Below are 25,028 nucleotides of genomic sequence, written 5' to 3'. Positions count from 1 at the left end.
GATGTCCACCGATCTGTACGGCATCCGTGTCCTCGACGTCGCGCCCGACGAGTCGCGCGTGCGGTTCCGCGTCTTCGTCGTGTACTACGACACCGGAAGCCGGACCCACGCGCCGCTGCCCGACGATCCGAGCTTCTTCTTCTCGCTGCTGTGGGAGGCGGCGCAGCGCCTGCCGATCGCCTCGCTCCACCCGCTGCGGATGGTCCCCGTCGACGAGATCCTGGACTCCGAGTGGGTCGCCGCCCACACCCACCGGTTCGTCCGGCGGGTCGAGCGGATCGCCACCCGCAACCACCCCGTGGCCGAGGCGGATTGGCAGCGCCTCCACGACTTCTACTACGAGCGTGACGGCCGCTGGAAGGACGAGGACCTGCTCGCGCAGGCCGACTACGACGTCGAGGTCACCGACGCGCGCTGGCTGGGGTCGCTGAGCGCCGGCCACGGCTGGGCGAGCACCTTCTACGCGATCACGGCCGACCAGGTGCTGGAGGAGGACGCCCCCACGGTGCTGGACCTGCGGCGTCCCGCGGTGACACTCGACCCGTTCCCTGACGAGGACAGCGACGAGGGCACCCCCAGCGACCTGGCCTTCTCGGACGACGGACGGTATCTCGCGGTCACCAGCCAGGCGTGCGAACTGGTGGTGTTCCGGACCGACGACTGGAGCGAGCACGTCCGCGTCCCCTTCAGCGCCCTGTGGGGGCAGGACATCCAGTGGGTGCCCGGCACCCACCAGATCACCAAGCGCGTCCGATGGGGCGGCGGCGATATGGACGACGACGCCGCGACCCGCGCCTACGACGTCGACAGCGGCGCCGAGGTGGACGTCCCTCCGCAGCCCCGAGAGGTCCGCTCGCGCACCGGCCGCTACCGGGCCGACGTCGGCTTCGGCCGCTACCGCGCCGACGGCGGCTACGGCGGCTTCACCGGTTACGGCGCCTGGGTCGACGTACTGTGCTCGTCCGGCGCATCGCCCCGTCGACTGCACCTTCCGAGGGGGAAGGCGCGGGCCGGAAGCGTCTCCTTCACCGGCGACGAGACCCGGATGTTCGTCGGCCAGGGGAGCGATGTGCACATCCTGGATCCGGAGACCGGCCGCGTCCTCACCACGCTCACCGGAATCCGGTCCGACGCGATCGTCCGGCCGGACGGGGCCTATCTGGTGGCCGGCGGCGGGAAGGGCCCGTCCGCCGACGAGTTCGAGGCGGACGAGCGGATCGATCTGTGGCGGGTCCGTGACGGCGCGCTGCTCATGCGGTGCCGGACCGGCGGCGAGTCCCTCCCCGCCCTGGCCTGGTCTCCGGACGGCAGCATGCTCGCGGTCTCCGTCATCACCGGCTCCCAGGGGTACGGAGGCGAGTTCCGGATCTACCGCGCCGGGGCGCCCGTCGAGCCCCCGGAAGAGGTGCGTCTCACGGTCGGGGAACTGCGCGAGCTCGCCAAGGACGCCCGGGGCACGGACGACGCCCTCTTCCTGTACGACCAGCTGATCGAGCGCGAAGAGGACCCCGCGGCCGTCGGCATGGCGTACCGGAAGAAGGCCGACCTGCTGCTGGAGCGGCGGCGCGACCCGCGCGGCGCCGCCGAGGCGTACCGGCGGGCGATCGAGACCGGCGGGGCGACGAACGCCATGCGTGCCGCCTACTCCCTCGCCTCGGTGCTGAACGGCCTGCATGACTTCGACGGTGCCGTGGAGGCCGCCCGGACGGCCCACCGCATCGCCGCCGGGCGCGATCTGAGCCAGAAGAAGAACCGGACGTCGCTGGCCGAGATGGTGATGCGCCTCGCCGATGTGCTGCGCACGCGCGGCGGCGACGGCGACTACGAGGAAGCCCGCGCCGCCTATCAGCAGGCCCTGGACCTCGGTGTCAAAGAGCCCGCCCGGGCGATTGTCGGCCTCGGCTGGACGGCACTCAACCAGGGCGACGAGGAGACCGCCGAGTCGTATCTGCTGCGCGCGGTGGAGCCGGCCGGAAGCGAACTCACCACGCGGGGCTACGCCGCCATGCTGCTGGGCCGTATCGCCAAGGAGCGCCGCGATCTGCCCGCCGCCCTGAAGTGGTACCAGAAGGCGTTCAAGGCCGACAGCATCCACCGGCCGCTGGCCACCGGCCATCTCGGCGAGCTGCACTACTGGCTGGGCGACCGCGACGGCGCCCGCACCTGGTACGAGCGGCTGCTGAAGGCCACTCAGGAGCCCGAGCTGGTCGCGGAGGGCGCCTTCAGGCTCGGTGAGATGGCCGCCGAGGACGGCGACGGCGGGCGTGCGCGCGAGTTCCTGGAGCGGGCCGCCGCGACCGGAAGCGCGGAGTTCGCCGAGCGGGCCCGGGAGCTGCTGCGCGGGCTGCCGGCGGACAAGCCCTGACGGGTGGGGGCGTTCCCTACGGTTGTGGGGGTGTCAGGGAGGGACATTGACCGCCTTGTGCCGTCTGCGCACGATAGGAGGTTCCTTCTCACTCGCTCCCCCGCGGAGGTTCCTGATGCGATTACGCCCATGGGCCACCGGCCTCGCGGCGGTTCTGCTGGCGCTGGCCCTGTTCCCCGGGGCCGCGGCGGCGGACGCCGATCCCGGTCCGCCCCTGGAGACCCCGGTGGCCGAGCTCGCCAAGGGCCTGCACTGCCAGACGGGCCAGACGGATGCCGACAAGCCGACCGTGCTGTTCATTCCCGGCACCGGATTCAAGGGCGACGAGCCCTACGCCTGGAACTACATGGCCGAGCTGAAGAAGAGCGGCTATCCGTCCTGTTGGGTGGACTACCCTGGCCGCGGCCTGCGGGACATGCAGGAGTCCGTCGAGTACGTGGTGTACGCGACGCGCGCGGTCCACGAGCGCACCGGCCGCAAGGTCGATCTGGTCGGGCACAGCCAAGGCGGCCTCCTGGCGGCCTGGGCGCTGCGCTTCTGGCCGGACCTCGCGACCGAGGTCGATGACATGGTGACCCTGGGTTCCCCGTTCCAGGGCACGAGCATCGGCAGTTCCTGCTTGCCCCTCACCCAGATCACGGGCTGCCCGGCCGCGTCCCTGCAGTTCGCCCGCGGCTCGAACTGGACGAAGGCGCTCACCGCGCACGGCACGCCCATGCCCGCGGGCCCCTCGTACACCGCGGTCCACTCGCTGGCCGACGAGTCCGTGGTGGTCGACGGAGCGCCCTCGGTCCTGCCGGGCGCCCGGAACATCGGGGTCCAGGACATCTGCCCCGGGCGGCAGTGGCCCAGCCATATGGGCCTGGTCGTCGACCTGGTGTCCTACGAGCTCGCCGCCGACGCGATCGGCCACCCCGGCACCGCCGACCCCGCCAGGATCGACCGCGCGGACTGCGCCACCCTGCTCATGCCCCTCAACACCGCGGAGGCCGTCGAGACCCTGCCGAGCCTGCTGAGCCTGCCGCTCGACGTCCTGGTCCACAGCATGCCGTGGGTGCGCGAGGAGCCCCCGCTGCGGCCCTACGCGCGCTGACCGGGCAGAAGCAGGGCAGAAGCAGGGAGAAAAAGAAGCCGCCCCGCGGCGGGGGTCCACGGGGCGGCAGCTGGGGGGTGGCGGCGGTGTGCGGCTAGGCGGCGACCTTCCAGGTCCGGGAGTCGGTCAGCAGCTTGCGCAGGGCGGGGTCCTTGACCGCCTTGGTGTTGTCCGTGGCCTTGGCCGTGATGGTGTGCGCACGGCCGTCGGCGGTGATGCCGAGGGAGGCCGGGGTGACCGAGCTCTTGCCGCGCGCGGCGGTCACCTCGGCGCCGTCCACGGACCAGGTGACCGACGCGGAGGCCGGGAAGGTGACCTTGATGGTCGCGTCGCGCTTGAGGGCGGTGGCCGTGCCGGTGGTGCTGCCGAGCACACTGGCGTGCTGGTAGAAGCCCGCGATCATCGCCTCCCGGCCGGGGAGGCTGAACTCCCGGCCGAGGGTGCGCATGATCGAGTTCTCGGTGGGGCGGTTGATGCCCTTGGGGTAGTAGCGCCCGCCCTCGTACGCGCCGACCGTGCCCCCGTCGGGCGAGGTCTGGCCGATCCAGCGGTACCACTTCTTCTGCTGAGCGGTCAGCTGGGCGGCGGTCAGCTTGGTGGCGTTGGACTCCGTGGGCTCGGCGCCGGTGTAGGTGCCGTAGTCGTCGTAGAAGTACTCGTCGGCCAGCTTGCCGAGGGAGTGTCCGGTCTCGTGGACGGCCACCTGGTCGGAGTCGGCGTGGTCGGAGGAGGCGGTGGCGATGCCGTCGTAGCCGACCTGGGAGGTGAGGGTGTAGCCCGCGCCGCCGTACTTGGTGGAGTTGGAGAGCACGACGACCAGATCGGCGTCCGGGGCCTTGGCGGCGTACGACTCGACCTTGTCGGTGTCGACGCACAGCAGCCGCTCGATGTCGTCACACCAGAAGTACGACTTCAGCGCGGTGTCCTTGACGACGTCCTTGCCCGGGTCGCCGGAGACACCGGACTGGTTGGAGACCGCGTCCACCGACCAGACGTTGAACAGCTCCTTGTAGGAGGCGTACGGCTCGACGGCCGACATCTGCTCCCACTTGGACCGCAGATCGGTGTGGAAGTCGCCCTGCTGGGCGGCGGTGTAGCCGTCCCCGATGAAGACGACGTCGAGCTTGTCGGCCACCGGTCCGGTCTGGATGACCGCGCTGACGTCGCCGTCGGCCGCCGTCTCGGAGGCGGACAGGGCGCGGTCCGCGCGGGCGATGCGGTCGGGGGTGGCGGCCGGGACCTCGGTGTGGCGGGGATGGCCGCCGGGGCGGGTGAAGTACTCCACCTCGTGGGTGAGCCCGGCGCCCTGGGCCGCCGTGGTGCGGGTGGGGGGCGGCGGCGGGGCCGGGCTGGCCGCGGCCGTGGCGGCCAGGGTTGCCGTCAGAACAAAACCGCCGGCGACGGCTGCGGTGCGTATGGAGAAACGTCTGGGCAGACGTCTGCGCACGGTCGGTACCCCCCGAACTCAACTTCGTAAGCAGCCAGTTAAGCACGATTAAGTCGCCGCTCAACCTAGGGGCTCGAGGCACGATTCGGCAATGGGGATTAGGGAAGTCGCTAGTAATCGTCAGCAGTTGTCAGTAGTCACTGCCGTCCCGCCGACCCCGGTCCACAGTGTGTCAGATGGCGTCTCACCACGTGTTTTCAGGGCGCGCCCGCGTTCCGGTCCGCGCCGGGAGCCGTATCGTCCGACGGTACGTCGAAGGGGTGATCGGGGAAGCGGGGGTCCGGGCCGGCGGACACTCACCGCCTCCCGCTCGGCCGGTCCATGATCCATCATCTCGACATGTTTCAATCCTCGCGTAAATGGACTTAGCTCGGCGATTAATCAGCCGCCGAGGAGAAGAGGGCAGGGTGGGCGAGAGAAGCGCCGAGGACGTACGGACGGCCGACGGAGCCGCGGAGATCGGGCGCCGGGTGCTCCGGCTGCGTACGGAACGCGGGCTCACCCAGCGGCAGCTGGCCGAGCCCGCCTACACCGCCGCGTACGTCTCCACGCTGGAGTCCGGGAAGGTACGCCCCTCCGAAGCCGCGCTGCGCCATCTCGCCGCACGCCTCGGCGTCAGCTACGAGGAGCTGACCACGGGCCGCGACCCGCGCGACGCGGTCCGGCTGCGGGCCGGGCTCACCGACGCCCGCAAGGCGCTGGCCACCGGCGACGCGAAGGACGCGGCCGCGCTGTTCGAGGAGCTGATGGCCGAGGCGGAACGGCTCGGCTTCCGGGACGAGCGGGCCACGGCCCTGGTGGGGCTCGGCGACTGCGCACAGGAGACCGGCGAACTCGCCGCGGCGCGCGCCCACTACGAGGCGGCGGAACAGCTGCTGGCCGACGAGCCGCTGCCCCGGCGGGTCCCGGCGATCCGCGGCCGGGCCGTGGCCCACTTCCTCTCGGGCGAACTGCGCTACTCCTGCTACCTCCTGGAGAGCGCCATCGACGAGCTCAACGCCTCGGGCCTGCACGACCCGGGCGCCCTGCTGCTGCTCTACACCGCCTCGATCGCACCGTACATGGACATGGGGGCGCACGCCCGCGCCGCACGCTCCGCCGAGTTGGCGCTCGCGCTGGCCCCCAGCGTGGACGACCCGGGGCTGATCGCCCGGCTGCACCGCGGCGTGGCCCGCACCCTCATCGCCGAGGGCCGCACCGCCGAGGCGGACGCCTCGCTGGCCAAGGCGCAGGAGCTGTACGAGCAGCTGCGCATCCACACCGACCTGGCCCACTGCCACTGGATGCGCGGCTACGTCCACGCCCAGGACGGCAATCTGGAACGGGCGGAGCGCGAACTGTGCATCGCCCGGGACATGCTGGCGTCCAAGCGGGCCACGCTGTACGTGGTGCAGGTGGAGGTGGAGCTGGCGGATGTGCTGCGGCGGCGCGGGCGGACGGCGGAGGCCGAGGCGCTGCTGCTGCCGCTGCTGAAGCGGTCCACGGGGGATGGTGAAGCCGAAGCCGCGGGGGACGGTGGCGCGGCCTCCGGGCTCACCGCCGAAGCCGGCGCGGTGCACGCGGGCGGGGCGCACCGGCTGCTCGGCCTGATCGCGGAGGAGCGGGGCGACACGGCGACGGCCGAGGAGCACTACCGCGCGGCCCTGTCCCTGCTGGAGCGGACGGGCGCGGCCGGTGACCTGGCCGATCTGTGCCGGCTGCTGGGCGATCTGCTGCGGCGGGCCGGCCGCGCCGAGGCGGCGATGGACGCGTACCGCAGGGGCCTGGGCCACCGCGCGGCCCCCGGCACCACCACCCTGGGCCCCGCCCCGGCGGAGCCACCGGTGTGAGCCCGTCCGGGCCGGCCGGTCTCTCCCAGCGGTAGCCGGGGGAGAACCGAGCCACAAAAAAACCGGCCGCCGCGTGTGGGGGCCGCGGCGGCCTGGGACCACTGTGCCCCGCGACGCGCGGGCGGGGCATCCGCCCCTGGTCTCCCCCCACCCCCTCCGACCGGCGGGGGTGCTCCCCCCAACGGGCGGAGGTAGCCACTCCACTTTGTACCGCGCATGCGGCAGGCTGTCCGGGCAATGAGCATGACAGCCAAGGGGGAGGGAGAGCGGCCAGTGATCCGTGTGGCTGTGGTGGACGACGAGGCGCTCGTACGGTCGGGGCTGCGGCTGATCCTGGGCACCGCCCCGGACATCGAGGTGGTCGCGGAGTGCTCCGGCGCCGAGGCGGTGGCGGCGGTGGAAAGCAGCGCGGCCGACGTGGTCCTCCTGGACATCCGGATGCCCGACGTGGACGGGCTGACCGTGCTCGGACGGCTGCTGGAGGCGGACCGCGCCCCCGCCGTCGCCATGCTGACCACCTTCGACGCGCAGGAGTACGTCACCGCCGCGCTGCGCGCCGGAGCGGCCGGGTTTCTGCTCAAGGACACCGATCCGGAACAGCTGGTCGGGGCCGTACGGACACTCGCACAAGGCGGCAGTGTGCTGGACCCGGGCGTCACCCGGGCCGTGATCGGCGGCTATCTGGCCGCCGAGGCGGAGGCCACCGCCTCGGCGGCGGTCGAGGCGCTGACGCCGCGTGAGCGGGAGGTGCTGGCGCTGCTCGGGGAGGGGCTGGCCAATCCGCAGATCGCGGAGCGGATGGGCCTGGCGCCCAGCACCGTCAAGGACCATGTGCGGGCGGTGCTGGCCAAGTTGGGCAGCGTCAACCGGGTGCAGGCGGCCATCGTGGCCGACCGGGCGGGACTGCTGGCGAGCGGTCCGCCGGCAGGGAGGGCCGGGGCGCCCGGAGGGCCGCGATGACCGCCCGGGTACCGCCCTGGGCGTCGTCGGTCGTCCCCATGGCCCTCGCGGTGGCCGACGCGCTGCTGGTCAACGGCGTGACGCCGGGCCTGGAGCTGGACGTGTCACTGGTCGCCGCCGCCGCGCTGCTGCTGCGCCGGCGGCTGCCGCTGACGGTGTTCCTGGCCACGCTGCCGGGCATCCTCATCGGCTACGTCTGGTTCGCGCCCATGATCGCGCTGTACACCGTGGCCGCGCGCCGCCCCGACCGCCGGCTGCTGGCGGTCTCGGCGCTGCTGCTGGCCGCCGCGCACTTCGTACCGTGGCCGGTCTCGGACTTCGAGCCGACCGCGTACCGGGAGAACACCCTGACCCTGATCGACGCGTCCGTGACCTCCGTCGCCCCCATCGCGCTGGGCCTGCTGGTGCGCACCCGCGGCGAACTGGCCGCCCGTATCGAGGACCTGACACACAGCCGCCGCCACGCCGACGAGCTGCTGGCCCAGCAGGTGCTGAGCACCGAACGGGCCCGCCTCGCCCGGGAGATGCACGACGTCGTCGCCCACCAGGTCAGCCTGATCAGCCTGCAGGCCGGAGCGGTGCAGATCAGCGCGGAGGACACCCAGGCGCGGGAGAGCGCCCGCACGATCCGCGAGCTGTCGGTGCGCACCCTGGACGAGCTGCGTCACATGGTCGGCGTGCTGCGCGCGGCGGGCGGGGACCTGGAAGAGCTCACCCCGCAGCCGTGCCTGGCCGATCTGCCGCGGCTGATCGAGCTGAGCGCGCTGGACGTGGACTACGAGGCCGACTACGGGGAGGGTGTGCTGGAGGACCCGGGGCAGTCGGAGGCGGTCGAGCGGGCGGTGTTCCGCATCGTGCAGGAGGCGCTGACCAACGTGCGCAAGCACGCGCCGGGAGCGCGGGTACGGGTCCGGGTCAGCGAGGTCGGCGGGGTCGGGGAGGCCGGTGCCGCCGGCGCGGAAGGCGACGGGAAGGGCGTACGGGAGCTGAGGGTCGAGGTGCGCAACGGGGCCCCCGACGCGACGGCCACCGCGCCCGGCCTGCCGGGCGGCGGCCACGGCCTGATCGGCCTGCGCGAACGCGCCCAGCTCCTCGGCGGCACCCTGGAGGCACACCCCCTGCCCGACGGCGGCTTCGCCGTCCGCGCCCGCCTCCCCGGAGTCCGGCCCGCGTCCCGCAATCCTGATAACGCACCGCCGTTGCGCTGATGCGCAGGAGGGCCGGAAGGCGGGATGCGTTCCGTGCACATGAACTCGTAGTTGATAGCTTGTCACCGACCGAACAGGTGGCTGCGGGAGCGAGATGGTGGTGCCGCATCCGCCGCAGAAGGGGGACGGTTGAACCTGAGGATCGCGAAGGCCGCGCCTGCGGTGCTGATGGCCTGCGTACTGACAGCCTGCAGCAGCAACTCCAGTGAGGGAAAAGGGACTGACCACCCGAGCCACACGAGCGAGAACCAGTCTTCCAGCAAGGTCACGCGGATCAGCGTTCCCTCCACGTACGACAACTCCCGGGGCTGGCAAGAACGCGTCACGCCCGGCGGCTTGGACGGCGTCGTACCGCTGACCACCGCACCCCGCAGTCACCTTGTGGTGTACCTCGACAGCACCGGCACGGAATACGTCATCAAGGCTCGGGACGAGAAGACAGGGAAACTCCGCTGGCGCAGCAGACCATGGGCACCGCCTGTCCCGGAGGAGGGCCTGACGGAGACAGGGGACGCTCCGCCACCACAGCTGGCGGTCGTCACCGACGGAGATGCCGAGTATGTCGTGGCCTACGCCTACGGGGAGAAACAAAAAGACGAGCTGAGTCCGGTGCGCGAGGTCGTCGAGGTTGTCTCCTATCGCGCTGACTCCTCGGGACAAGCCGTGGCCCCGCTGAGGACCACCGACGTGACCGTTTCCGGCGAGCCAGATCGCATCAATGCTGATGGATTGGGAGTGGTGGTCACGGAGTACGACCGGGTATCCACCGTCGACATCACCACCGGGCAGACCCACGAGTACAAATCCTGCGACATGTGCGGGAAACAGGGCTATGCGTTCGCGATGGTGGACAAGGGTCTGGTCGTCAGCTCACCCGCCACCGGATACGAAGTGCTCGGTGCCTGGGACGGGGATGACACCGTTCCGGATGGCTACCGGGACGGCTACGGAAACGCCATTGCCGTCACCGAGGACTACGTGATCGGCACATGGGACCACCTCGACGGTGACCACCCCGCGCGATGGGTCGTCCACGACGCCCGCTCAGGCGAAGTCGTCGTCGATATGCCGTGCTCTCCCCCTGATGGCACAGGGACGGCCAACCCCACCTTCCACACCCCATCGGTCTCCGCGAACGGGCGTTACCTCGTCGTCGGTACGGGCGCCTTCGACCTCAAGAGCAAGAAGGGGTACTGCTTTGAAGGCACAGACGAGCGCAATCCCATCGAGCTCTCGACGGTCGACGACGACGGCGTCGCCTACGGCGTGTCCGTTCCCACCGACGGCAGCGAGCCGAACCCCCGGGTCCAGGTGCCGCTGAAGACGGCGATACCCAAAATCGCCCCCGACGGTGCGACCATGCCGGCCGCGAACTCCGCGGAGTACGGTTACTTCATCGTCCCCACCGGCAGCGGAAAGCTCACTCTTGGGCTCATCGCATACCCCCACCGCTGAACCGGACAGCCCAGCCTGAACCAGACACCACTCATGCGACAGCCTCGCGCGGGGCACATCCGTACGGCTCGACGGGCCACGTGCTGGACTCCATCGCCCGTGCGATCACATGGGTGAGTGCACTTCTGGGGCCAGGTCAGGCGCTCAGCGGGTCCACGGCCGTTTCGGTCGCGGCGGTCAGGTCGGGGTAGACGTCGAACAGCCGCCGCACGCCCAGGGCCGCGAGCACCCGGTGGACATGGGAGCCGTGGGCCTCGCCCTGCGGGGGCAGGATCAGCCGCAGCCGGCCGGAACAGGACCGCATCAGCCGCCGCGCCGCTATGAGGACGCCGACCCCGCTGGAGTCGCAGAAGCGGACCTCCTCGAGGTCGAGCACCAGCCAGTGGCGGCCCTCGGCCACCGCGTCGTGGACGTGCTGCCGGACCGCGGGGGAGGTCACCAGGTCCATCTCTCCCGAGACCTGGAGAACGACCCACTCCCCCCGCCGGTCCTCCATCACCTTCAACGTCACGCGCCCGAAGCCCTTCGCTCGCCCGCTAACCGGAATTGCCTGTTCCCCAGCGGCTGCCCGCCCGATGCCCCACCAAACTCCCCCCGGCACAAGCCAGAGATGATGACCTTATGCCGTGCGGAAGCGTTTCGTCGCGGGATTCCTGCGCAAAGTGACGGGCCCAATACCATCCGCAGCCTCACCGTGCCGCACTTTGCCGCATGGGGGCGTGTTGTGCCACCCCCCGCACTACATTCGATATGACGGTGGCATCGGACCCGGCGGCCCGGAGCCGACGCCCGGACGACTCGAGCACGAGGAATGGGGGCCGTATGACGAACGACGCACCGCCCCGCTGGGATCGCAGGATGCAGCAGCGCCTGGCGCGCGGCGAGGCCGCCGCGCTGGGCGAGTTGTACGACCGCTTTGCCTCCCTCGTCCACAATCTGGCGCACCGCGTCCTCGACGACGAGGAGGCCGCCGACCGCGTCACCCGCGAAGTGTTCGGCTACGCCTGGGAGAACCCGGACGCGTACGACCCCAAGCAGGGCACACTGCGCTCCTGGATCGCCACGCTCGCCCACCGCCAGGCGGTGCACCGGCTCCGCGAGGCCGAGGCGCGGGCCGCCGCGGACCCGGCCGCGGACGGCTCCCTCGGGGACGACCCCGCCGGAAGCGGGGCGCGGCGCACCCAGGAGGACATCGAGGAGAAGATCCGCGAAGCCTCCGTGGCCGCCCGCGCCGACTACATCGTCACGTCCATGCCCGCCCCGCTGCGCGCCGCGCTCGAACTGGCCTACTTCGACCGCCGCGACTACCGCCAGGCCGCGGCCGAGCTCGGCGTGACGGAGGACGAGGCCAGGCGCCGGCTGCGCCTGGGCCTGCAGCTGCTGTCCACGGCCAACGTCCCACCCCCGGACGCGGTTCCGCCCCCCGGCTACGGACGGGCGCTGTGAACGGCCCCAGTGACGGCATCGGCGGCACCGGCGGGCCGGGGCGCGGCGACGAGCCGCCGCTTGGGCCCGAGCCCGCCGAGTCACCGCGCATACCCCCGCCGCGCCCGGCCGCCGAGGACAGCGGCCACTGGCCCGCCCAGTGGCACCCGGTGCCCGACCCGGTGTCCAGCCCGGTGCCCGACCCGGTGCCCGACCCGGCGCCCGACCCGGTGTCCAGCCCGGTGCCCGACCCGGTGTCCGGCCCGGCGCCCGATACGCCCGACCCGGGGCCCCTTGACCCGCCGGCCCTCTCCCACGCGGTGCTGAAGTCGCTGCTGGGCGCCTGGGCCCTGGCCGCGTGCCCGCCCGAGGAGACCGCCGCCGTGGAGGCGCACCTCAACCACTGCACCCCGTGCGCCGAGGAGGCCCTGCGGCTGCGCGAGGCCGTCGGCCTGCTGCACACCGAGCAGAGCCTGGACCTCGACCCGCTGCTGCGCTCCCGCGTGCTGGCGGGCTGTCTGGGCCGCCGCCCGGCCCGGATACCGGTCCCCGACTGGGCCGGGGTGTACGACGCGGAGGCCGCCCGGCTGGACGCGCTGCTGCGCGACATGGGCGAGGCGGAGTGGCGGGCGCCGGTGCGGCTCAGATGGTTCGACGGTCAGCGGCTGGTGGGGCGGGACACCACCGTCGCCGGGGTGATAGGCCACCTGATGGTGGTCGACGGCATCCTCGCCGCGTCCCTCGGGCTGCCCGATCCGCTCGGCGCCCAAGCGCCGGGCTCCCCGGCGGACCGTACGGAGGCGTACTGGCGCGGCGGGCCCGCGCCCGGGCCCGGGGCCGCGGGGGAGCCGGGGGCGGTGCGTGAGCCGTGGCGGGAGCAGGGCCACGCGCTGGTGCGGACCGTGGCCCTCGCCGGGCGCGGCGCACGCACGCTCTCCGTGCCGTACGGGGAGGACTTCTCGCTGCCCATGCGCGACTCGTTCGTCGACCGGGCCTTCGAGTGCTGGGTGCACGCCGGGGACATCGCCGAGGCGATCGACTACCCGTACGAGCCGCCCGCCTCGGCCCATCTCAGGCGCATGGTCGACCTGTGCGCCCGGCTGCTGCCCGACGCCCTCGCACAGCGCCGCCGGGCCGGGCTCGCGGGGCCGCCGCGGCGGCTGGTCGAGGCGGGTGCGCCGGGCCGTACGCTCCATCTGGAGGTCGAGGGCAGCGGCGACTGGTACATCCCGCTGGACTCCCCCGCCGCACAGCCCTCCCCGGAGGAGGCGGTGGCCCATATCGCGCTCGACCGCGAGGCGTTCTACCAGCTGGCGGCCGGGCATGTGCCGCCCCAGGAGGCGGCCGCGGGGCAGCTCGGCGACCCGGAGGCGATCCGCGACGTCCTCTTCGCGACGGCGTCCCTGTCGCGCCTGTGAGCCCTCCGAAAGGGGAGGCTTAAGCGAACACCACGGTCCGGTGGCCGTTGAGCAGGACCCGCCGCTCGCTGTGCCACTTCACCGCCCGCGCCAGCGCCTGGCACTCCACATCGCGCCCCACCGCCACCAGCTGGTCCGGGGTGAGCTCATGGCCCACCCGCTCGACCTCCTGCTCGATGATCGGGCCCTCGTCCAGGTCCGCCGTCACATAGTGGGCGGTCGCGCCGATCAGCTTCACCCCGCGGGCGTGCGCCTGGTGGTACGGCTTGGCGCCCTTGAAGCTCGGCAGGAAGGAGTGGTGGATGTTGATGATGCGCCCCGCCAGCCGCTTGCACAGGTCGTCCGAGAGCACCTGCATATAGCGGGCCAGGACCACCAGCTCGACCTTCTCGGCCTCCACCAGCTCCAGCAGCTCCGCCTCCGCCTGGGCCTTGGTCTCCTTCGTCACCGGGATGTGCCGGAAGGGGATTCCGTACGAGCCCACCAGCTCCGCGAAGTCGGTGTGGTTGGAGACCACCGCCGCGATCTCCACGGGCAGCGCCCCGATCCGCGAGCGGAAGAGCAGGTCGTTCAGGCAGTGGCCGAACTTGCTGACCAGCAGCACGACGCGCATCTTCTCGCCGGCCGGGTGGATCTGCCAGTCCATCCGGAAGGACTCGCCCACCGCGGCGAAGCTCGCCCGCAGGTCCTCCACCCGCACCGGCGAGACCGCCCGGAAGTGCACCCGCATGAAGAAGAGCCCGGTGTCGCGGTCGCCGAACTGCTGACTGTCCTCGATGTTGCAGCCGGTCATGAAGAGGTAACTGGACACGGCGTGCACGATGCCCTGCTTGTCCGGGCAGGACAGGGTGAGGATGTACTGGTCGGCGGCGGTGGAGTGCGACTGGCTCATGACTCCATAGCGTCGCACACCCGTGAAGATCCCTAGACCGAGCGCGTCATGATCGCCAGCACTTCGAGGGTCTGCGGGGGCAGGTCGGGGTCCTCGCCGTCGTTGGCCGCGAGCCGCACATGCGCCTCGCGCGCCGCCCGGACGGCCTCCGGCCACCCGTGGTGCTCCAGGTAGGCCGAGGGCGGGGCGTCAGCGCCGACCTGGTGCATGATCCTCAGCACTCTGAGGACGGCGACATCGACGAGGGCCGCCTCCTGCGAGTCGCGGAAGATCGTGCCGACGTACTTCTCGGCCGACCAGTTGTCCAGCCAGGTGTCCTCCACCAGCCGGTACACGGCGTCGGTGACGTCCCCGTATCCGTCCAGGCCCGCCAGCCAGCACTCCTGCTGGAAGACGGGGTCAGAGAGCATGTGCAGCGCCGAGCGCACATTGCTGCGCCAGCGCCACCACGGCATGTCATTGACAGGCATACCGCCCATGGTGGTCGAGCGACGGCCGCGACGGGAAGACTTCTCCGAACCTTGCACGGGAATCGATCGTACGTTCTTCACGGACGGTCATGCGCCGGCCCCCGCAATTCACCCTCTCGTCACCTTTCCGTCATTTGCGATAGCCGCCCCGTTACGAGCGGAACGCCACTCTCACATGTCATGACCGGATGGCGACTTTTCTCCCCACGACCGTGGCTGACGGCCACGCTCTGCGCGGCGGTCGCGGCGGGGACGCTGACCGGCTGCGGCGCCCTGTCCACAGCGGGCTCCGAGGACCCCGTCACCGTCATGACCTGGGCGCCCGAGAACACCAAAGCGACCAACATGCCGGAGATGCCCGCGATGGCGCAGGCGTACGCCCGCTGGGTCAACGACAACGGCGGCATCCACGGCCGCAAGCTGAAGGTCCTCACCTGCAACGAGCGCAACGACCCCTCGGAGGCGGCCCGCTGCGCCCGGCGCGCCGCCGACGAGAACGTCGTCGCGGTCGTCGGCTCGTACAGCCAGTTCGGCCGCTACTTCATCTCCGCCCTGGAGGGCTCGGGCATCCCCTACATCGGCGGATACGGGCTGACCCAGGAGGAGTTCGACAGCCCGTACTCCTACCCGGTCAACGGCGGCCAGGCCGCCCTGCTGGCCGGCAACGGACGGCAGCTGGCCTCCGTGTGCCACCGCGTCTCCTTCGTCCGCCCCGACACCATCGCGGGCGACGAGCTGCCCGAACTCCTCGACGCGGGCCTGGCGGCCGGCAAGCGCCGCGCCGCCGGCGACATACGGGCCCCCGAGGACGCCGGCGACTACACCCGGCAGGCCCGCTCCGCCCTGAGCGGCGTGGGCGCCGAGGCCGCCCCGGGGGGCGCCGCGCAGGGCGCCGAGCTGCCCGGGTCCTGTGTGACCGCGGCGCTGGGAGAGCGCACCGGCACCTTCTTCGACTCCTTCCGGCGGCTCCAGGAGGACCACCCGAAGGTACGGATCGCCTCCGTGCTCGGCAGCGTCCGCCAGTCCCTCGTGGACAGCACCGGCGGCCGCGAGAGCCCGCTGGAGGGCGCGTACGCCACCGGCTGGTACCCGGCCGCGGACGATCCGCGCTGGGCGCCCATGAAGAAGGTCATCAAGGAGTACGCCTTCGACGACGCCCGCATCGACGCGGAGGACCCCGGCACCCAGACCACCTGGATCGCCTACACCGTGCTGCGGTCCGTCCTGAACTCCCTGAAGGCCGACGACATCAGCGCCCGCTCCATCCGGCGCACGCTGGACGACGGCCACGCGGTCGGCACCGGCGGCCTCACGCCGGAGCTCCGCTGGGGCTACAAGGACACGCTGTCCGTCCACAACTATCCGCGCATGGTGAACGCGGACGTGACCTACCAGGTGGTGCGGGGCGGGCGGCTGGTCGCGGTCCGCAAGGGGTTCGTGGACGTCTCGACGACGCTCAGGCGGTACGCCAAGGCGGACTAGGCCTGACTTGTGGTGAGTATCGGACAGCGACACGCCAACACCACGGCGTGTCGCTGTCCGATACTCACTACAAAGCCACTGGCCGCCAGGGCTCCGTGCCGGCTACAGCTCCGTCTGCTGGTGCGACGTCAGCCCGTACTTCGTGGCGATCGGGTTCCACAGCTCGGACGCCTTCTTCTTCGCCGTGGTCGCCTCGCCGCTCGCCCGCTCGGCCGCGCCCACCCGCGGCGTCCTGCGGGCCTTGCCCTTGTGGCAGCCCTTCTTGCCGCCGACCTGGTCGGCCCAGGCCGCGTACTGGTTGTCCGCGGTGGCGGAGGACCGCCAGGCCTTGGTCAGCGACGAGGTCAGCTGGGCGTGGTTGGGCAGCTTGTCGACGGAGATCTTGCCGAGCCGGGTCACCAGGTCGGTGCGCTGCCCGGCGGCGGTGCGCAGGTTCGTGGCCGCGGTGGACAGGTTCTTGCAGGACTTGATGTCCTCCACCGCCTTGATCACCGCCGCGCGGCTGTTGTTGCTGTCCGCGAGCAGCGCGTCGAGCGCCTTGGCCTGTGCCTCGGCGGGGTCGACCGCCGCCTTGGTCTTGTCGTCGCCCTTGGGCTCCGGCGACTGGCTCTCCTCGGCCTTGGTGTCCTTCTTGTCGTCGTCGCCGCCGGCGCTGAGCGCCGCCCCGGCGGCGAGGCCGGCGATGGCGCAGACCCCGACGACGATGCCGATGAGGGCGGCGGGTGTCATACGGCGGCGGCCGCCTCCGCGCCTGCCGGACCCACCGTCGTCGGGGGCGACGGGCGGGCCGGGCAACGGGCCCTGGTCGCCGAACTGGGGAAGCTGCTGGGTCGAGTCCGCGCCCTCGGCGGGCCCGCCGTCGGCGCGGAACAGGCCGTCGAACTCCGACGGCGGCGGCCGGTCCCCCGGCATTCCGGGACGGATCGCGTACGGCGCGGAGCCGGGCCGCTGCGGGCCGCCCGCCTGGGCGGCGTGGTGGCCCTGCTGCTGGGGCGGCTGTCCGGCCGCCGGGATCGGCCCTGGCAGGACCTGCGTCTGATCCGCGGCGCCGGGGGCCGGCTGCCCTGGGGCGGGCTGGGGGGCGGCCTGCGGGGCGCCGTGGCGGGCGCGTCCGGGGCGGACCGCCCGCAGAACCGTGGTGGACTCCTTGTCCGACTCGGGCGGGCCGGACCGGTTCTCCGGCGGCAGCGGCGTGCTCGCGGGGGCGGGCTGCGCGGGGGCCGGACCGGGAGCGGCCTGGGCGGGGGGAGCCGCGGGGGCCGGGCCCTCGGGCGGCAGCGGCATCGCGCCGGGCGCCTGACCGGACACGGGGGGTATGTACTGCGTCGCCTCGGAGTCGGCCGCGGGCGGCCCGGGGAAACCGGGCTGCGGCGGCAGCATCTGGGTCTCGGCGGCGTCTTGGGCGAAGGGCTGCGCCTGTCTGTCCGGCGCCGGTGGGCCCCCTTGCGGCTGAGGCGGCATCGGCGGCTGCCCCTGGGGCCGCGGCGGCTGCCCCTGCTGGCCTTGCTGGCCTTGTGCGGGCCAGCCCTGCTGGGCGTACGGCTGCCCCTGGGCGGGCAGCGGCGCACCCTGCGGGCCGCCGTACGGGGCGCCGGGCGGCGCGCTGTGCGGGGCGCCCGGGGGCGGGCCCTGCGGGGCGCCGCCCTGGAAGCCGTTCTGCGGGGCGTTGTGCGGGGCGTTGTGCGGAAGGTTCTGCGCGCCGTTCTGCGGCCAGCCCGGCTGGGCCTGCGCCGCGGCGCCCCCCTGAGGCTGCGGCAGCGGCTCGGGCGGTACCGGCGCGCCGGGCTGCCCGGGGGCCTGCGGAGCGGCCTGGGGTGCGCCCTGCGGACCCCATGGCTGTCCCCAGGCCTGGCCGCCGGCCGGGGCCGCCTGGTGCTGGTCGTGGGCCCGCTGATCGCCCTGAGCGGGCAGCACGACACCCTCGCGCACGGGCTGCGCGGGCGGGACCGCAGGCAGCTGCGGCTCGTTCCCCTGTCCGCTCTGCGTCACCGGGACTCCTTGGCTATGCGACGTACGGAATCGACGGCTCACGCTACCGGGTCACCGGACGGTGCGGCGCCCGGCGGACTCGTGGGAGAACGAGACACTGGTCACCGTCTCAGGCCGCCTGCACCTCCAGCCGCGCCCCGAATTCCCGCACCACCGGCTCGTCCCGATACGGCTCGAGCCGCTGCTGGAAGTCGTCCAGATACTCCATCCCCCGGTTGGAGCGCAGCGATCCGAGCAGCTCGACCGCCTGGGTCCCGGTGTGGCAGGCCTGTTCCACATCGCGCTGCTGCACATGCGCCGTGGCCAGCAGCAACAGCCCGATCGCCCGCCGCCGCACCCGGCCCTCCGGATGGCCCTCCAGGGCCTCCTCCGCGCGGCGCCTGGCCGGCTCGGCCTGGCCGAGGTCGCGATGGCAGTGGGCCAGTTCGTCGGCCAGGTAAGCGTGGTCGAAGTGGCGGATCCAGGCGGGGTCGTCGCCGGTCTCGCCCCCGCTGCCCGCCGCCCGCTCCATGGCGTCGAGCGCGCGGCCCGCCGCGGCCTGGCAGGCTCGCCCGTCGCCGAGCAGGGCGTGGCCGCGGGCCTCGGCGGCCAGGAACAGCGATTCGGCGCGCGGCGGGACCTGTCCGCGCGCGCCTTCCTGAGCGGCCTTCGCCAACTGGGCGATCTCCCGCGGGTTCCCGAGCTGGGCCGCGAGGTGGCTCATGCTCGCGGCGAGCACATACCCGCCGTATCCCCGGTCCCCGGCGGCCTGGGCCAGCCGCAGCGCCTGGATGTAGTAGCGCTGGGCGAGCCCGGACTGGCCGGTGTCGACCGCCATATAGCCGGCCAGCTCGGTCAGCCTGGAGACGGCGGCGAACAGTTCGCGCCCGACCGATTCGCGGTAGGAGCCGGCCAGCAGCCCGGAGACCACGCTGTTGAGGTAGTGGACGACGACGGGGCGCACATGGCCGCTCCCGTAGCGGTGGTCGAGCTCGATGAGCGCGTCGGTGGTCGCCCGCACCGCCGCCACGTCGGACCTGCCGACCTTCGCCCCGGCCGTCCGCGCGACCTGGGAGTCCGCGCCGGTGATCAGCCAGTCGCGGCTGGGCTCCACCAGCGCCGAGGCGGCGACCGTCGAACCGCTCAGGAAGTCACGGCGCCCGACGTCGCTCCGCCACAACTCGCAGACCTGCTCTATCGCGCCGAGGACGGTGGGCGAGAACTGCAGCCCCACGCCCGAGGCGAGGTTCTTGCCGTTGGCCATGCCGATCTCGTCGATCGTGACCGTACGGCCGAGCTTGCGGCCGAGCGCCTCGGCGATGATGCCCGGCGCCCTGCCCCTCGGCTGCTGGCCGCGCAGCCAGCGGGCGACCGAGGTCTTGTCGTAGCGCAGATCGAGACCGTGCTCGGCGCCGCACATGTTGACCCTGCGCGCCAAGCCGGCGTTGGAACACGCGGCTTCCTGGATGAGCGCCTGCAGCCTCTCGTTCGGCTGCCGCGCCACAAGCGGCCTAGCGGCCATGGCTTTACCCCCAGTGACTGCTGTGCGTTTACGGCGGATGCCGTCCCTGTTGATCAGTGCCCCGCAGATATCGCGGATACGCCAGGCATGTGCGGAGAATGCAGGACTTGCCCGAATTGACCGCGATCGTACGCGTACGGCGCCGACAGGAGTCCGGGACCGCACCCCTGGACCACGGCACGGCCTACCGGACACTCGTACGCCCGTCACGCATGGTGGCTACCCGCTCACACAGCCGAGTCCCCGTGCGCGCCCCCAACCGTGCACCCATGCGCCCCGCATGCCCGTTCTCCGCGGCTCGGCTCACTCGCGGCAGAACGGGCGGGCCGCACCACCCCGGGCGTAACCCCCGCAGACCCCGGAAGTTGTGCTGATCGTGGACGAGACCATGGACGTGACAAACGACGTGACGGACGACGTGACAGGAGCACCACAGATCCCCCAGCAGCGCGGGGAGCGGCTGCGGGACGCCGCGGTGCGCTATGCGGAGGAACGGCACTGGGACGTGCTCCCCGGCGCCTGGCTGGAGCCCGTGGCCGGCCCGGGACAGTGGTGGGACCAATGCTGCTGCGGCGCGGCCGACTGCCCCTCCCCCGGCGCCCATCCGACCCGCGCCGACTGGACGGACCAGGCGACCGGCAGCGCCGTCGTGGCGCGCCGCATGTGGGCCAGGACGCCCCGCGCCTCCATCCTGCTGCCGACCGGGCGCACCTTCGACGCGCTCGACGTACCGGAGACGGCGGGCTGTCTGGCGCTGGCGCGCATGGAGCGCAGGGACGTCGAACTCGGCCCGGTCACCTGCACCCCGGGCCGCAGGATGCTCTTCTTCGTCCTGCCGGGCGCCGCCGCCAAGATCCCGGACCTGGTGCGGAACCAGGGCTGGCCGCCCTCGTCGATCGACCTCGTGGCGCGCGGCGAGGGCGACTACGTGGTCGCGCCGCCCACGCGCGTGGGCCGGCACGGCTCGGTCCAGTGGGCGCGCCGGCCGACCGCCGCCAACCGCTGGCTCCCCGACGCCGAGGAGTTGGTCAGCGCCCTCGCCTACGCCTGCGGCCGCGAAGGGCGCTGAGGCGCGCCGGCGGGGCACTGAGGCACGCCGAGGCGCGCCCTGTACCGGCGGTCTGTGCGGGGCATCCCTCTATCGTGGGGGGGTGGACGGGGGCGTTGACCGGGCCTCCGCGTGTTCGGAAGGGGACCGGGCTGCGATGGAGCCGGAGGAGAGCGGTACGTCGGCCATACCGGCGGTGCTCGTACGGGGGCTGTGGAAGCGCTACGGGGAGCAGGTCGCCGTCGCCGGGATCGATCTGGAGCTGCCCGCCGGGCGGTTCATCGGACTGGTCGGGCCCAACGGCGCGGGCAAGACGACCACCTTGTCGATGGTGACCGGGCTGCTGCGACCCGACCGCGGCACGGTCGAGGTCGGCGGGCACGACGTATGGCGGGACCCGGCCGCGGTGAAGGCGCGGATCGGGGTGCTGCCCGAGGGGCTGCGGCTGTTCGAGCGGCTGTCGGGCCGCGAACTCCTCGACTACACCGGGCGGCTGCGCGGACTGTCCGCCGACGAGGTCCACAAGCGCACCACCCAGCTGCTGGACGTCCTCGACCTCGCGGGGGCCCAGCACAAACTGGTCGTCGACTACTCGACCGGCATGCGGAAGAAGATCGGCCTGGCCGCCGCGCTCCTCCACAACCCGGAAGTCCTCTTCCTGGACGAGCCCTTCGAAGGGGTGGACCCGGTCTCCGCGCAGACCATCCGCGGGGTGCTGGAGCGCTACACCCGCTCCGGCGCCACCGTCGTCTTCTCCAGCCATGTCATGGAGCTGGTGGAGTCGCTGTGCGACTGGGTCGCGGTGCTGGCCGCCGGGCGGATCCGGGCCCACGGGCCGCTGGCCGAGGTACGGGGCGCGGCGCCGTCGCTGCAGGACGCCTTCCTGGAGCTGGTCGGCGCGAGCGACCGGGCGGCCGGCCATGACCTCGACTGGCTGGGCGGCGGCGCCCGATGACCGCCACCGGCCCGCTCACCGCGCTGTTCGTCCGGCTCAAGCTGTCCCTGCTGCGCAACGGGCTGCGGCAGTCGGCGGGCCGCCGCGCCGCGTACGTGACCTCCGTCGTGGTCACGCTCCTCATCGCGGCACTCCAGCTGCTGGGCCTGATCGCGCTGCGCGGCAACGACCACGCCGCCGCGCTGGTCACCCTCCTCGCCGCGATCTTCGCCCTCGGCTGGGCCGTGATGCCGCTGTTCTTCCCCGGCGGCGACGAAACCCTCGACCCCACGCGGCTGGTGATGCTGCCGCTGCGGCCCCGGCCGCTGGTCGTCGCCCTGCTGGTGTCCTCGCTGATCGGCATCGGCCCGCTGTTCACCCTCACCCTCATCACCGGCTCGGTGATCGCCGTGGCGCACGGCGCGGCGGCCACGGCGGCGGGCGTGGTGGCCGTGGTGCTGGCGATGCTGCTGTGCGTCGCGCTCTCGCGGGCCGTCGCCACCGCCAACACGCGGCTGCTGACCAGCCGCCGTGGCCGCGATCTGGCGCTCCTCAGCGGCCTGTTCGTGGCGGTCGGCGCACAGCTGGTCAACGTGGGGGTGGGGCAGCTGTCCGGCGAGAACGGGCTGTCCTCCCTGGAACCGGTCGCGGATGTGCTGCGCTGGGTGCCGCCCGCCGCGGCCATCGACGCGGTCCAGGGCGTCGGCGACGGCGCGTACGGGACCGCGGCCGCCCAGTTCGCCCTGTCGGCGGGCGCGTTGGCGCTGCTGCTGTGGTGGTGGCAGCGCGGTCTGACCCACCTGATGACCTCGCCGGACTCCTCGACCATCCAGGCCGCCGGGCCGGGACGGAAGCGTGCTGTGGACGCCCGGCCCGCGCTGCACCGGCTGCTGCCCGACGACCGGACCGGCACGGTCGTGGTGCGCACGCTGCGCTACGCGTGGCGGGACCCGAAGACCAAGTCCGCGTGGGTGACCTCACTGGCCGTCGGCCTGCTGGTGCCGGTCGTCACCACCGTCCAGGGCACCGGCAGCGTGTACGCCTCCTGCTGGGCCGCGGGGCTGCTCGGCATGCAGATGTACAACCAGTTCGGCCAGGACTCCTCGGCCTTCTGGATGGTCGCGCAGACGATCTCCTCCCCGCGCGACGCCTATCTGGAGCTGCGCGGACGCGCGCTGGCCCTCACCCTGGTCGGCGTGCCCTACGTCACGCTGGCGGTGCTGGGCTCGGCCGCGCTCCTCGACGAGTGGGCGGCGGTTTTTGATGCGCTCGGCATCGCCCTGGCGCTGTTCGGCGCGCTGGTGGCGACCGGCGCCATGACCTCGGCCCTGTACCCGTACTCCATTCCGCAGGACAGCGGCTACAAGAACGTGGCGCCGGGGCAGGCGGGCCTGGCGTGGATCGGCATCCTCGGCGGGATGGTCACCGGCGCGCTGCTGTGCGCCCCCGTGCTGGCGGCGACGATCTGGATGCACACCTCCGGGGCGGACGACTGGTTGTGGCTGCTGCTTCCACTGGGCGCGGTGTACGGCGCCGGGGTCGCCCTGGGCGGCCTGAGGCTCGCCGCGCCACGGACGGTGGCGCGGCTGCCGGAAATCCTGGCGGCGGTCACGAAGGGCTGAGCCCGCGCCCCCTATGCGCCTTCCGTCGCGAGGGAGAACCACACGCCTTTCCCCTGCGCCCCGCCGATCCCCAGCGGTGCGCCTGGCGTTGTGCCCCACTTGTCCGCGAGGGCGTCGACGATCCGCAGACCGCGGCCGCCCTCGGCGTCGAGGCTGGGCGGGCGGAGGAGGGGTTCGGTGAGGTTGCCGTCGTAGACGGTGACGCAGACCTCGGCCGGTTCAACGGCGAGCCAGAGGACGGAACCGTTGCCCGCGGCGTGGGCGAAGGCGTTGGCGGCGAGTTCGGCGGTGCACAGTGCCGCGGTGTCGACTGCGTCGTTGAGCTGTAAGCGGCGGAGGACGGACGTGACGAAGTCGCGGGCGATGCGGGGGGATGTTTCGAGGGGTGGGCAGTAGAGCGTGTACGAGTGGGGGCGGTGGTTTGGCCTGGGATTGCCCATGGGGTGGCCTTCTCTCGTGAACGGTGCGTGAGAGGTACACCACAGACGGTAGGGTTCAAGATGACTCCGGGGCAACCTTGAAGTCGAATCTGCCCCCGATCGAGGTAGACCGTGATACGCGGGGGCGCAACACTCGTCAGGAGCCAGGAAGGAAGCCATGCCACCGAGGAGCACCCCAACTGCTCGCCAGGAGCGCCTTGGTATCGAGTTGCGCAAGATGCGCGAGGCTGCGGCCATGACGGCCCGTGATGCCGCGCGGCTGCTCGGGGTCGATCCGGCGAAGGTCAGCCACATCGAGTGTGGTCGCGTTGGCGTGAGCGAGGAGCGCGTGCGCCGCCTCGCGGCGTTCTACTCGTGCGGCGACACCGCGCTTGTCGACGCGTTATCCGCGATGACGTATGAGCAGCGCGGCGAAGGTTGGTGGGAAACATACCGGGGCGTACTCCCCGCACCGATGCTGGACCTGGCCGAGATGGAGCATCACGCCACCTACCTGCGCACCATCCAGATCACGCACGCACCAGGCCTCTTCCAGACCGAGGACTATGCCCGTACGGTCTTCAGCTTCACATTCCCCCGCCTTCCCCAGACAGAAATGGAAGCGCGGCTCGCATTCCGGATGGAGCGACAGAGAATTCTGCTGCGCGACGAACTCCAGCCGTTCGAAGCCATCGTTCACGAGGCCGCGTTGCGGATGCGCTTCGGCGGCCGAAAGGTGGCCCGCGCACAGCTCGAACGCCTTCAAGAACTATGCGAGCGGCCGAAGGTCACCATGCGTGTGATCCCCTTCAAGGCGGAGGAGCCCATCGGATCCGGCCACGCGATGTACTACACGGGTGGCCCTGTTCCACAGCTGGACACTGTGCAGATCGACACCGCACCGGGCGTGAGCCTCCTGCACGCAGAACCCCACCTCAAGAAATACCGCACACTGTTCGAGGCAGTGAAGGAAGCGACCCTCGACTACGGGGAATCGCGGGAACTGCTCGCCTCCATCATCCGAGACCTATGAAAGGCACATCGATGACCGCTCCACTCACGTGGCAAAAATCGTCCTTCTCACACGAGGAGGGCGAATGCGTGGAGCTGGCCGCCAGCGACGGCGCGGTACGACTCCGGGAGAGCGACGACCCCCACGCCGTCATCACCACAACCCCCCGCCCCCTCGGCATCCTCATACGAGGCATCAAGGCAGGCGAGTTCGACCACTTCAGCGCGTAGCCGACACCTAAGAAGGGCGGATCCGTGACCACACCCATCACCTGGCAGAAGTCATCCTTCTCCGAGACACATGGCGCCTGCGTGGAGCTGGCCGTCGTCGAGGGGGCGATACGACTCCGGGAGAGTGACGACCCCCACGTCGTCATAACAACAGCCCCCCAGCCTCTCGGCACCCTCATACGCGGGATCAAGGCCGGCGAGTTCGACCACCTCGGCGCGTAACCGGACG

Annotated in this window: 22 protein-coding genes; 15 read left to right on the top strand and 7 right to left on the bottom strand. The window is 72.1% G+C overall.

Annotation, left to right across the window (positions count from 1 at the left end):
* Position 1 precedes the first annotated feature (1 nt).
* Together ACFZDL_RS18390 and ACFZDL_RS18385 are read left to right on the top strand one after the other, a co-directional pair.
* On the top strand, positions 2 to 2,365 hold the full coding sequence (locus ACFZDL_RS18390) for a tetratricopeptide repeat protein (RefSeq protein ID WP_353588464.1): 2,364 nt from the start codon (positions 2 to 4) through the stop codon (positions 2,363 to 2,365).
* Between the two features lie 115 nt (positions 2,366 to 2,480).
* Complete coding sequence (locus ACFZDL_RS18385; RefSeq protein ID WP_353588466.1) at positions 2,481 to 3,458, top strand: alpha/beta fold hydrolase; 978 nt, start codon at positions 2,481 to 2,483, stop codon at positions 3,456 to 3,458.
* A 94-nt stretch (positions 3,459 to 3,552) separates the two neighbouring features.
* Here the strand turns inward: ACFZDL_RS18385 and ACFZDL_RS18380 are convergent, their stop codons facing one another.
* The gene (locus ACFZDL_RS18380) at positions 3,553 to 4,905 is read right to left on the bottom strand and encodes a M64 family metallopeptidase (protein WP_353588468.1); all 1,353 of its coding nucleotides are present in this window, start codon (positions 4,903 to 4,905) and stop codon (positions 3,553 to 3,555) included.
* Between the two features lie 407 nt (positions 4,906 to 5,312).
* Between ACFZDL_RS18380 and ACFZDL_RS18375 the strand changes: the two genes are divergently transcribed.
* The 4 genes from ACFZDL_RS18375 to ACFZDL_RS18360 all read left to right on the top strand — a co-directional run bounded on the left by ACFZDL_RS18375 (position 5,313) and on the right by ACFZDL_RS18360 (position 10,357).
* The gene (locus ACFZDL_RS18375; protein ID WP_353588470.1) at positions 5,313 to 6,734 is read left to right on the top strand and encodes a tetratricopeptide repeat protein; all 1,422 of its coding nucleotides are present in this window, start codon (positions 5,313 to 5,315) and stop codon (positions 6,732 to 6,734) included.
* 273 nt (positions 6,735 to 7,007) lie between these two features.
* A complete protein-coding gene (locus ACFZDL_RS18370) occupies positions 7,008 to 7,694 on the top strand; it encodes a response regulator transcription factor (RefSeq protein WP_353588471.1) in 687 nt (228 codons plus the stop codon).
* Positions 7,691 to 8,902, top strand: coding sequence for a histidine kinase (locus tag ACFZDL_RS18365; protein WP_353588473.1), 1,212 nt, complete (start codon positions 7,691 to 7,693; stop codon positions 8,900 to 8,902). The genes ACFZDL_RS18370 and ACFZDL_RS18365 overlap by 4 nt, the downstream gene beginning before the upstream one ends.
* A 129-nt stretch (positions 8,903 to 9,031) precedes the next feature.
* Complete coding sequence (locus ACFZDL_RS18360) at positions 9,032 to 10,357, top strand: hypothetical protein (RefSeq protein ID WP_353588475.1); 1,326 nt, start codon at positions 9,032 to 9,034, stop codon at positions 10,355 to 10,357.
* 136 nt (positions 10,358 to 10,493) lie between these two features.
* Here the strand turns inward: ACFZDL_RS18360 and ACFZDL_RS18355 are convergent, their stop codons facing one another.
* The gene (locus tag ACFZDL_RS18355; RefSeq protein WP_353588946.1) at positions 10,494 to 10,853 is read right to left on the bottom strand and encodes an STAS domain-containing protein; all 360 of its coding nucleotides are present in this window, start codon (positions 10,851 to 10,853) and stop codon (positions 10,494 to 10,496) included.
* A 326-nt stretch (positions 10,854 to 11,179) separates the two neighbouring features.
* On the opposite strand from ACFZDL_RS18355, the gene ACFZDL_RS18350 reads away from it, so the two are divergent.
* Both ACFZDL_RS18350 and ACFZDL_RS18345 read left to right on the top strand, forming a co-directional pair.
* Positions 11,180 to 11,803, top strand: a complete 624-nt coding sequence (locus tag ACFZDL_RS18350) for a sigma-70 family RNA polymerase sigma factor (RefSeq protein ID WP_353588476.1) — start codon at positions 11,180 to 11,182, stop codon at positions 11,801 to 11,803.
* Positions 11,800 to 13,200: a maleylpyruvate isomerase N-terminal domain-containing protein gene (locus ACFZDL_RS18345; RefSeq protein WP_353588478.1), complete on the top strand. Its 1,401-nt coding sequence runs from the start codon at positions 11,800 to 11,802 to the stop codon at positions 13,198 to 13,200. Before ACFZDL_RS18350 ends, ACFZDL_RS18345 begins: the two co-directional genes overlap by 4 nt.
* 19 nt (positions 13,201 to 13,219) lie before the next feature.
* Here the strand turns inward: ACFZDL_RS18345 and purU are convergent, their stop codons facing one another.
* Both purU and ACFZDL_RS18335 read right to left on the bottom strand, forming a co-directional pair.
* Complete coding sequence (gene purU, locus ACFZDL_RS18340; protein ID WP_353588480.1) at positions 13,220 to 14,092, bottom strand: formyltetrahydrofolate deformylase; 873 nt, start codon at positions 14,090 to 14,092, stop codon at positions 13,220 to 13,222.
* A gap of 32 nt (positions 14,093 to 14,124) precedes the next feature.
* Positions 14,125 to 14,571: a hypothetical protein gene (locus ACFZDL_RS18335; RefSeq protein WP_353588482.1), complete on the bottom strand. Its 447-nt coding sequence runs from the start codon at positions 14,569 to 14,571 to the stop codon at positions 14,125 to 14,127.
* 171 nt (positions 14,572 to 14,742) lie between these two features.
* Between ACFZDL_RS18335 and ACFZDL_RS18330 the strand changes: the two genes are divergently transcribed.
* A complete protein-coding gene (locus tag ACFZDL_RS18330; RefSeq protein WP_353588484.1) occupies positions 14,743 to 16,044 on the top strand; it encodes an ABC transporter substrate-binding protein in 1,302 nt (433 codons plus the stop codon).
* A 102-nt stretch (positions 16,045 to 16,146) separates the two neighbouring features.
* Here ACFZDL_RS18330 and ACFZDL_RS18325 read toward each other — a convergent pair whose 3' ends face one another.
* Positions 16,147 to 18,033 carry a hypothetical protein gene (locus tag ACFZDL_RS18325; protein ID WP_353588486.1) on the bottom strand — a complete coding sequence of 629 codons (1,887 nt, stop codon included), beginning with the start codon at positions 18,031 to 18,033 and terminating at the stop codon, positions 16,147 to 16,149.
* A gap of 109 nt (positions 18,034 to 18,142) precedes the next feature.
* Complete coding sequence (locus tag ACFZDL_RS18320; protein WP_353588488.1) at positions 18,143 to 19,534, bottom strand: transcriptional regulator; 1,392 nt, start codon at positions 19,532 to 19,534, stop codon at positions 18,143 to 18,145.
* Positions 19,535 to 19,922: 388 nt separating this feature from the next.
* Here ACFZDL_RS18320 and ACFZDL_RS18315 point away from each other — a divergent pair, with 388 nt between their 5' ends.
* The 3 genes from ACFZDL_RS18315 to ACFZDL_RS18305 all read left to right on the top strand — a co-directional run bounded on the left by ACFZDL_RS18315 (position 19,923) and on the right by ACFZDL_RS18305 (position 23,138).
* Positions 19,923 to 20,603 (top strand): bifunctional DNA primase/polymerase, encoded by a 681-nt coding sequence (locus tag ACFZDL_RS18315; protein WP_353588490.1) that lies wholly within the window; start codon positions 19,923 to 19,925, stop codon positions 20,601 to 20,603.
* Positions 20,604 to 20,739: 136 nt separating this feature from the next.
* Positions 20,740 to 21,537: an ABC transporter ATP-binding protein gene (locus ACFZDL_RS18310; protein ID WP_353588492.1), complete on the top strand. Its 798-nt coding sequence runs from the start codon at positions 20,740 to 20,742 to the stop codon at positions 21,535 to 21,537.
* Complete coding sequence (locus ACFZDL_RS18305) at positions 21,534 to 23,138, top strand: transporter (RefSeq protein ID WP_353588494.1); 1,605 nt, start codon at positions 21,534 to 21,536, stop codon at positions 23,136 to 23,138. The genes ACFZDL_RS18310 and ACFZDL_RS18305 overlap by 4 nt, the downstream gene beginning before the upstream one ends.
* An 11-nt stretch (positions 23,139 to 23,149) precedes the next feature.
* Here ACFZDL_RS18305 and ACFZDL_RS18300 read toward each other — a convergent pair whose 3' ends face one another.
* Positions 23,150 to 23,578 (bottom strand): ATP-binding protein, encoded by a 429-nt coding sequence (locus ACFZDL_RS18300; RefSeq protein ID WP_353588496.1) that lies wholly within the window; start codon positions 23,576 to 23,578, stop codon positions 23,150 to 23,152.
* A gap of 157 nt (positions 23,579 to 23,735) precedes the next feature.
* Here ACFZDL_RS18300 and ACFZDL_RS18295 point away from each other — a divergent pair, with 157 nt between their 5' ends.
* The 3 genes from ACFZDL_RS18295 to ACFZDL_RS18285 are packed head-to-tail and all read left to right on the top strand — an operon-like array spanning position 23,736 to position 25,021.
* A complete protein-coding gene (locus ACFZDL_RS18295; RefSeq protein WP_353588498.1) occupies positions 23,736 to 24,590 on the top strand; it encodes a helix-turn-helix transcriptional regulator in 855 nt (284 codons plus the stop codon).
* Positions 24,591 to 24,601: 11 nt separating this feature from the next.
* A complete protein-coding gene (locus ACFZDL_RS18290; protein WP_353588499.1) occupies positions 24,602 to 24,799 on the top strand; it encodes a DUF397 domain-containing protein in 198 nt (65 codons plus the stop codon).
* 24 nt (positions 24,800 to 24,823) lie between these two features.
* Entirely contained in the window at positions 24,824 to 25,021 is a 198-nt protein-coding gene (locus ACFZDL_RS18285; protein WP_353588501.1) for a DUF397 domain-containing protein, read from the top strand.
* The last annotated feature ends 7 nt before the right edge of the window (positions 25,022 to 25,028 follow it).

Origin of the sequence: Streptomyces sp. NPDC007917, assembly GCF_042959105.1 — a bacterium.
Taxonomy (GTDB): Bacteria; Actinomycetota; Actinomycetes; order Streptomycetales; family Streptomycetaceae; genus Streptomyces.
This window is presented reverse-complemented; position numbering and strand designations above follow the sequence as displayed.

Bases quoted from the DNA above. Each gene is read 5' to 3' on its own strand.
- ACFZDL_RS18355 (WP_353588946.1), bottom strand. From the start codon at position 10,853: ATGGAGGACCGGCGGGGGGAGTGGGTCGTTCTCCAGGTCTCGGGAGAG.
- ACFZDL_RS18290 (WP_353588499.1), top strand. From the start codon at position 24,602: ATGACCGCTCCACTCACGTGGCAAAAATCGTCCTTCTCACACGAGGAG.
- ACFZDL_RS18310 (WP_353588492.1), top strand. From the start codon at position 20,740: ATGGAGCCGGAGGAGAGCGGTACGTCGGCCATACCGGCGGTGCTCGTA.
- ACFZDL_RS18300 (WP_353588496.1), bottom strand. From the start codon at position 23,578: ATGGGCAATCCCAGGCCAAACCACCGCCCCCACTCGTACACGCTCTAC.
- ACFZDL_RS18315 (WP_353588490.1), top strand. From the start codon at position 19,923: ATGGACGTGACAAACGACGTGACGGACGACGTGACAGGAGCACCACAG.
- ACFZDL_RS18305 (WP_353588494.1), top strand. From the start codon at position 21,534: ATGACCGCCACCGGCCCGCTCACCGCGCTGTTCGTCCGGCTCAAGCTG.
- ACFZDL_RS18350 (WP_353588476.1), top strand. From the start codon at position 11,180: ATGACGAACGACGCACCGCCCCGCTGGGATCGCAGGATGCAGCAGCGC.
- ACFZDL_RS18390 (WP_353588464.1), top strand. From the start codon at position 2: ATGTCCACCGATCTGTACGGCATCCGTGTCCTCGACGTCGCGCCCGAC.
- ACFZDL_RS18335 (WP_353588482.1), bottom strand. From the start codon at position 14,571: ATGGGCGGTATGCCTGTCAATGACATGCCGTGGTGGCGCTGGCGCAGC.
- purU (WP_353588480.1), bottom strand. From the start codon at position 14,092: ATGAGCCAGTCGCACTCCACCGCCGCCGACCAGTACATCCTCACCCTG.
- ACFZDL_RS18385 (WP_353588466.1), top strand. From the start codon at position 2,481: ATGCGATTACGCCCATGGGCCACCGGCCTCGCGGCGGTTCTGCTGGCG.
- ACFZDL_RS18365 (WP_353588473.1), top strand. From the start codon at position 7,691: ATGACCGCCCGGGTACCGCCCTGGGCGTCGTCGGTCGTCCCCATGGCC.
- ACFZDL_RS18295 (WP_353588498.1), top strand. From the start codon at position 23,736: ATGCCACCGAGGAGCACCCCAACTGCTCGCCAGGAGCGCCTTGGTATC.
- ACFZDL_RS18330 (WP_353588484.1), top strand. From the start codon at position 14,743: ATGACCGGATGGCGACTTTTCTCCCCACGACCGTGGCTGACGGCCACG.
- ACFZDL_RS18320 (WP_353588488.1), bottom strand. From the start codon at position 19,534: ATGGCCGCTAGGCCGCTTGTGGCGCGGCAGCCGAACGAGAGGCTGCAG.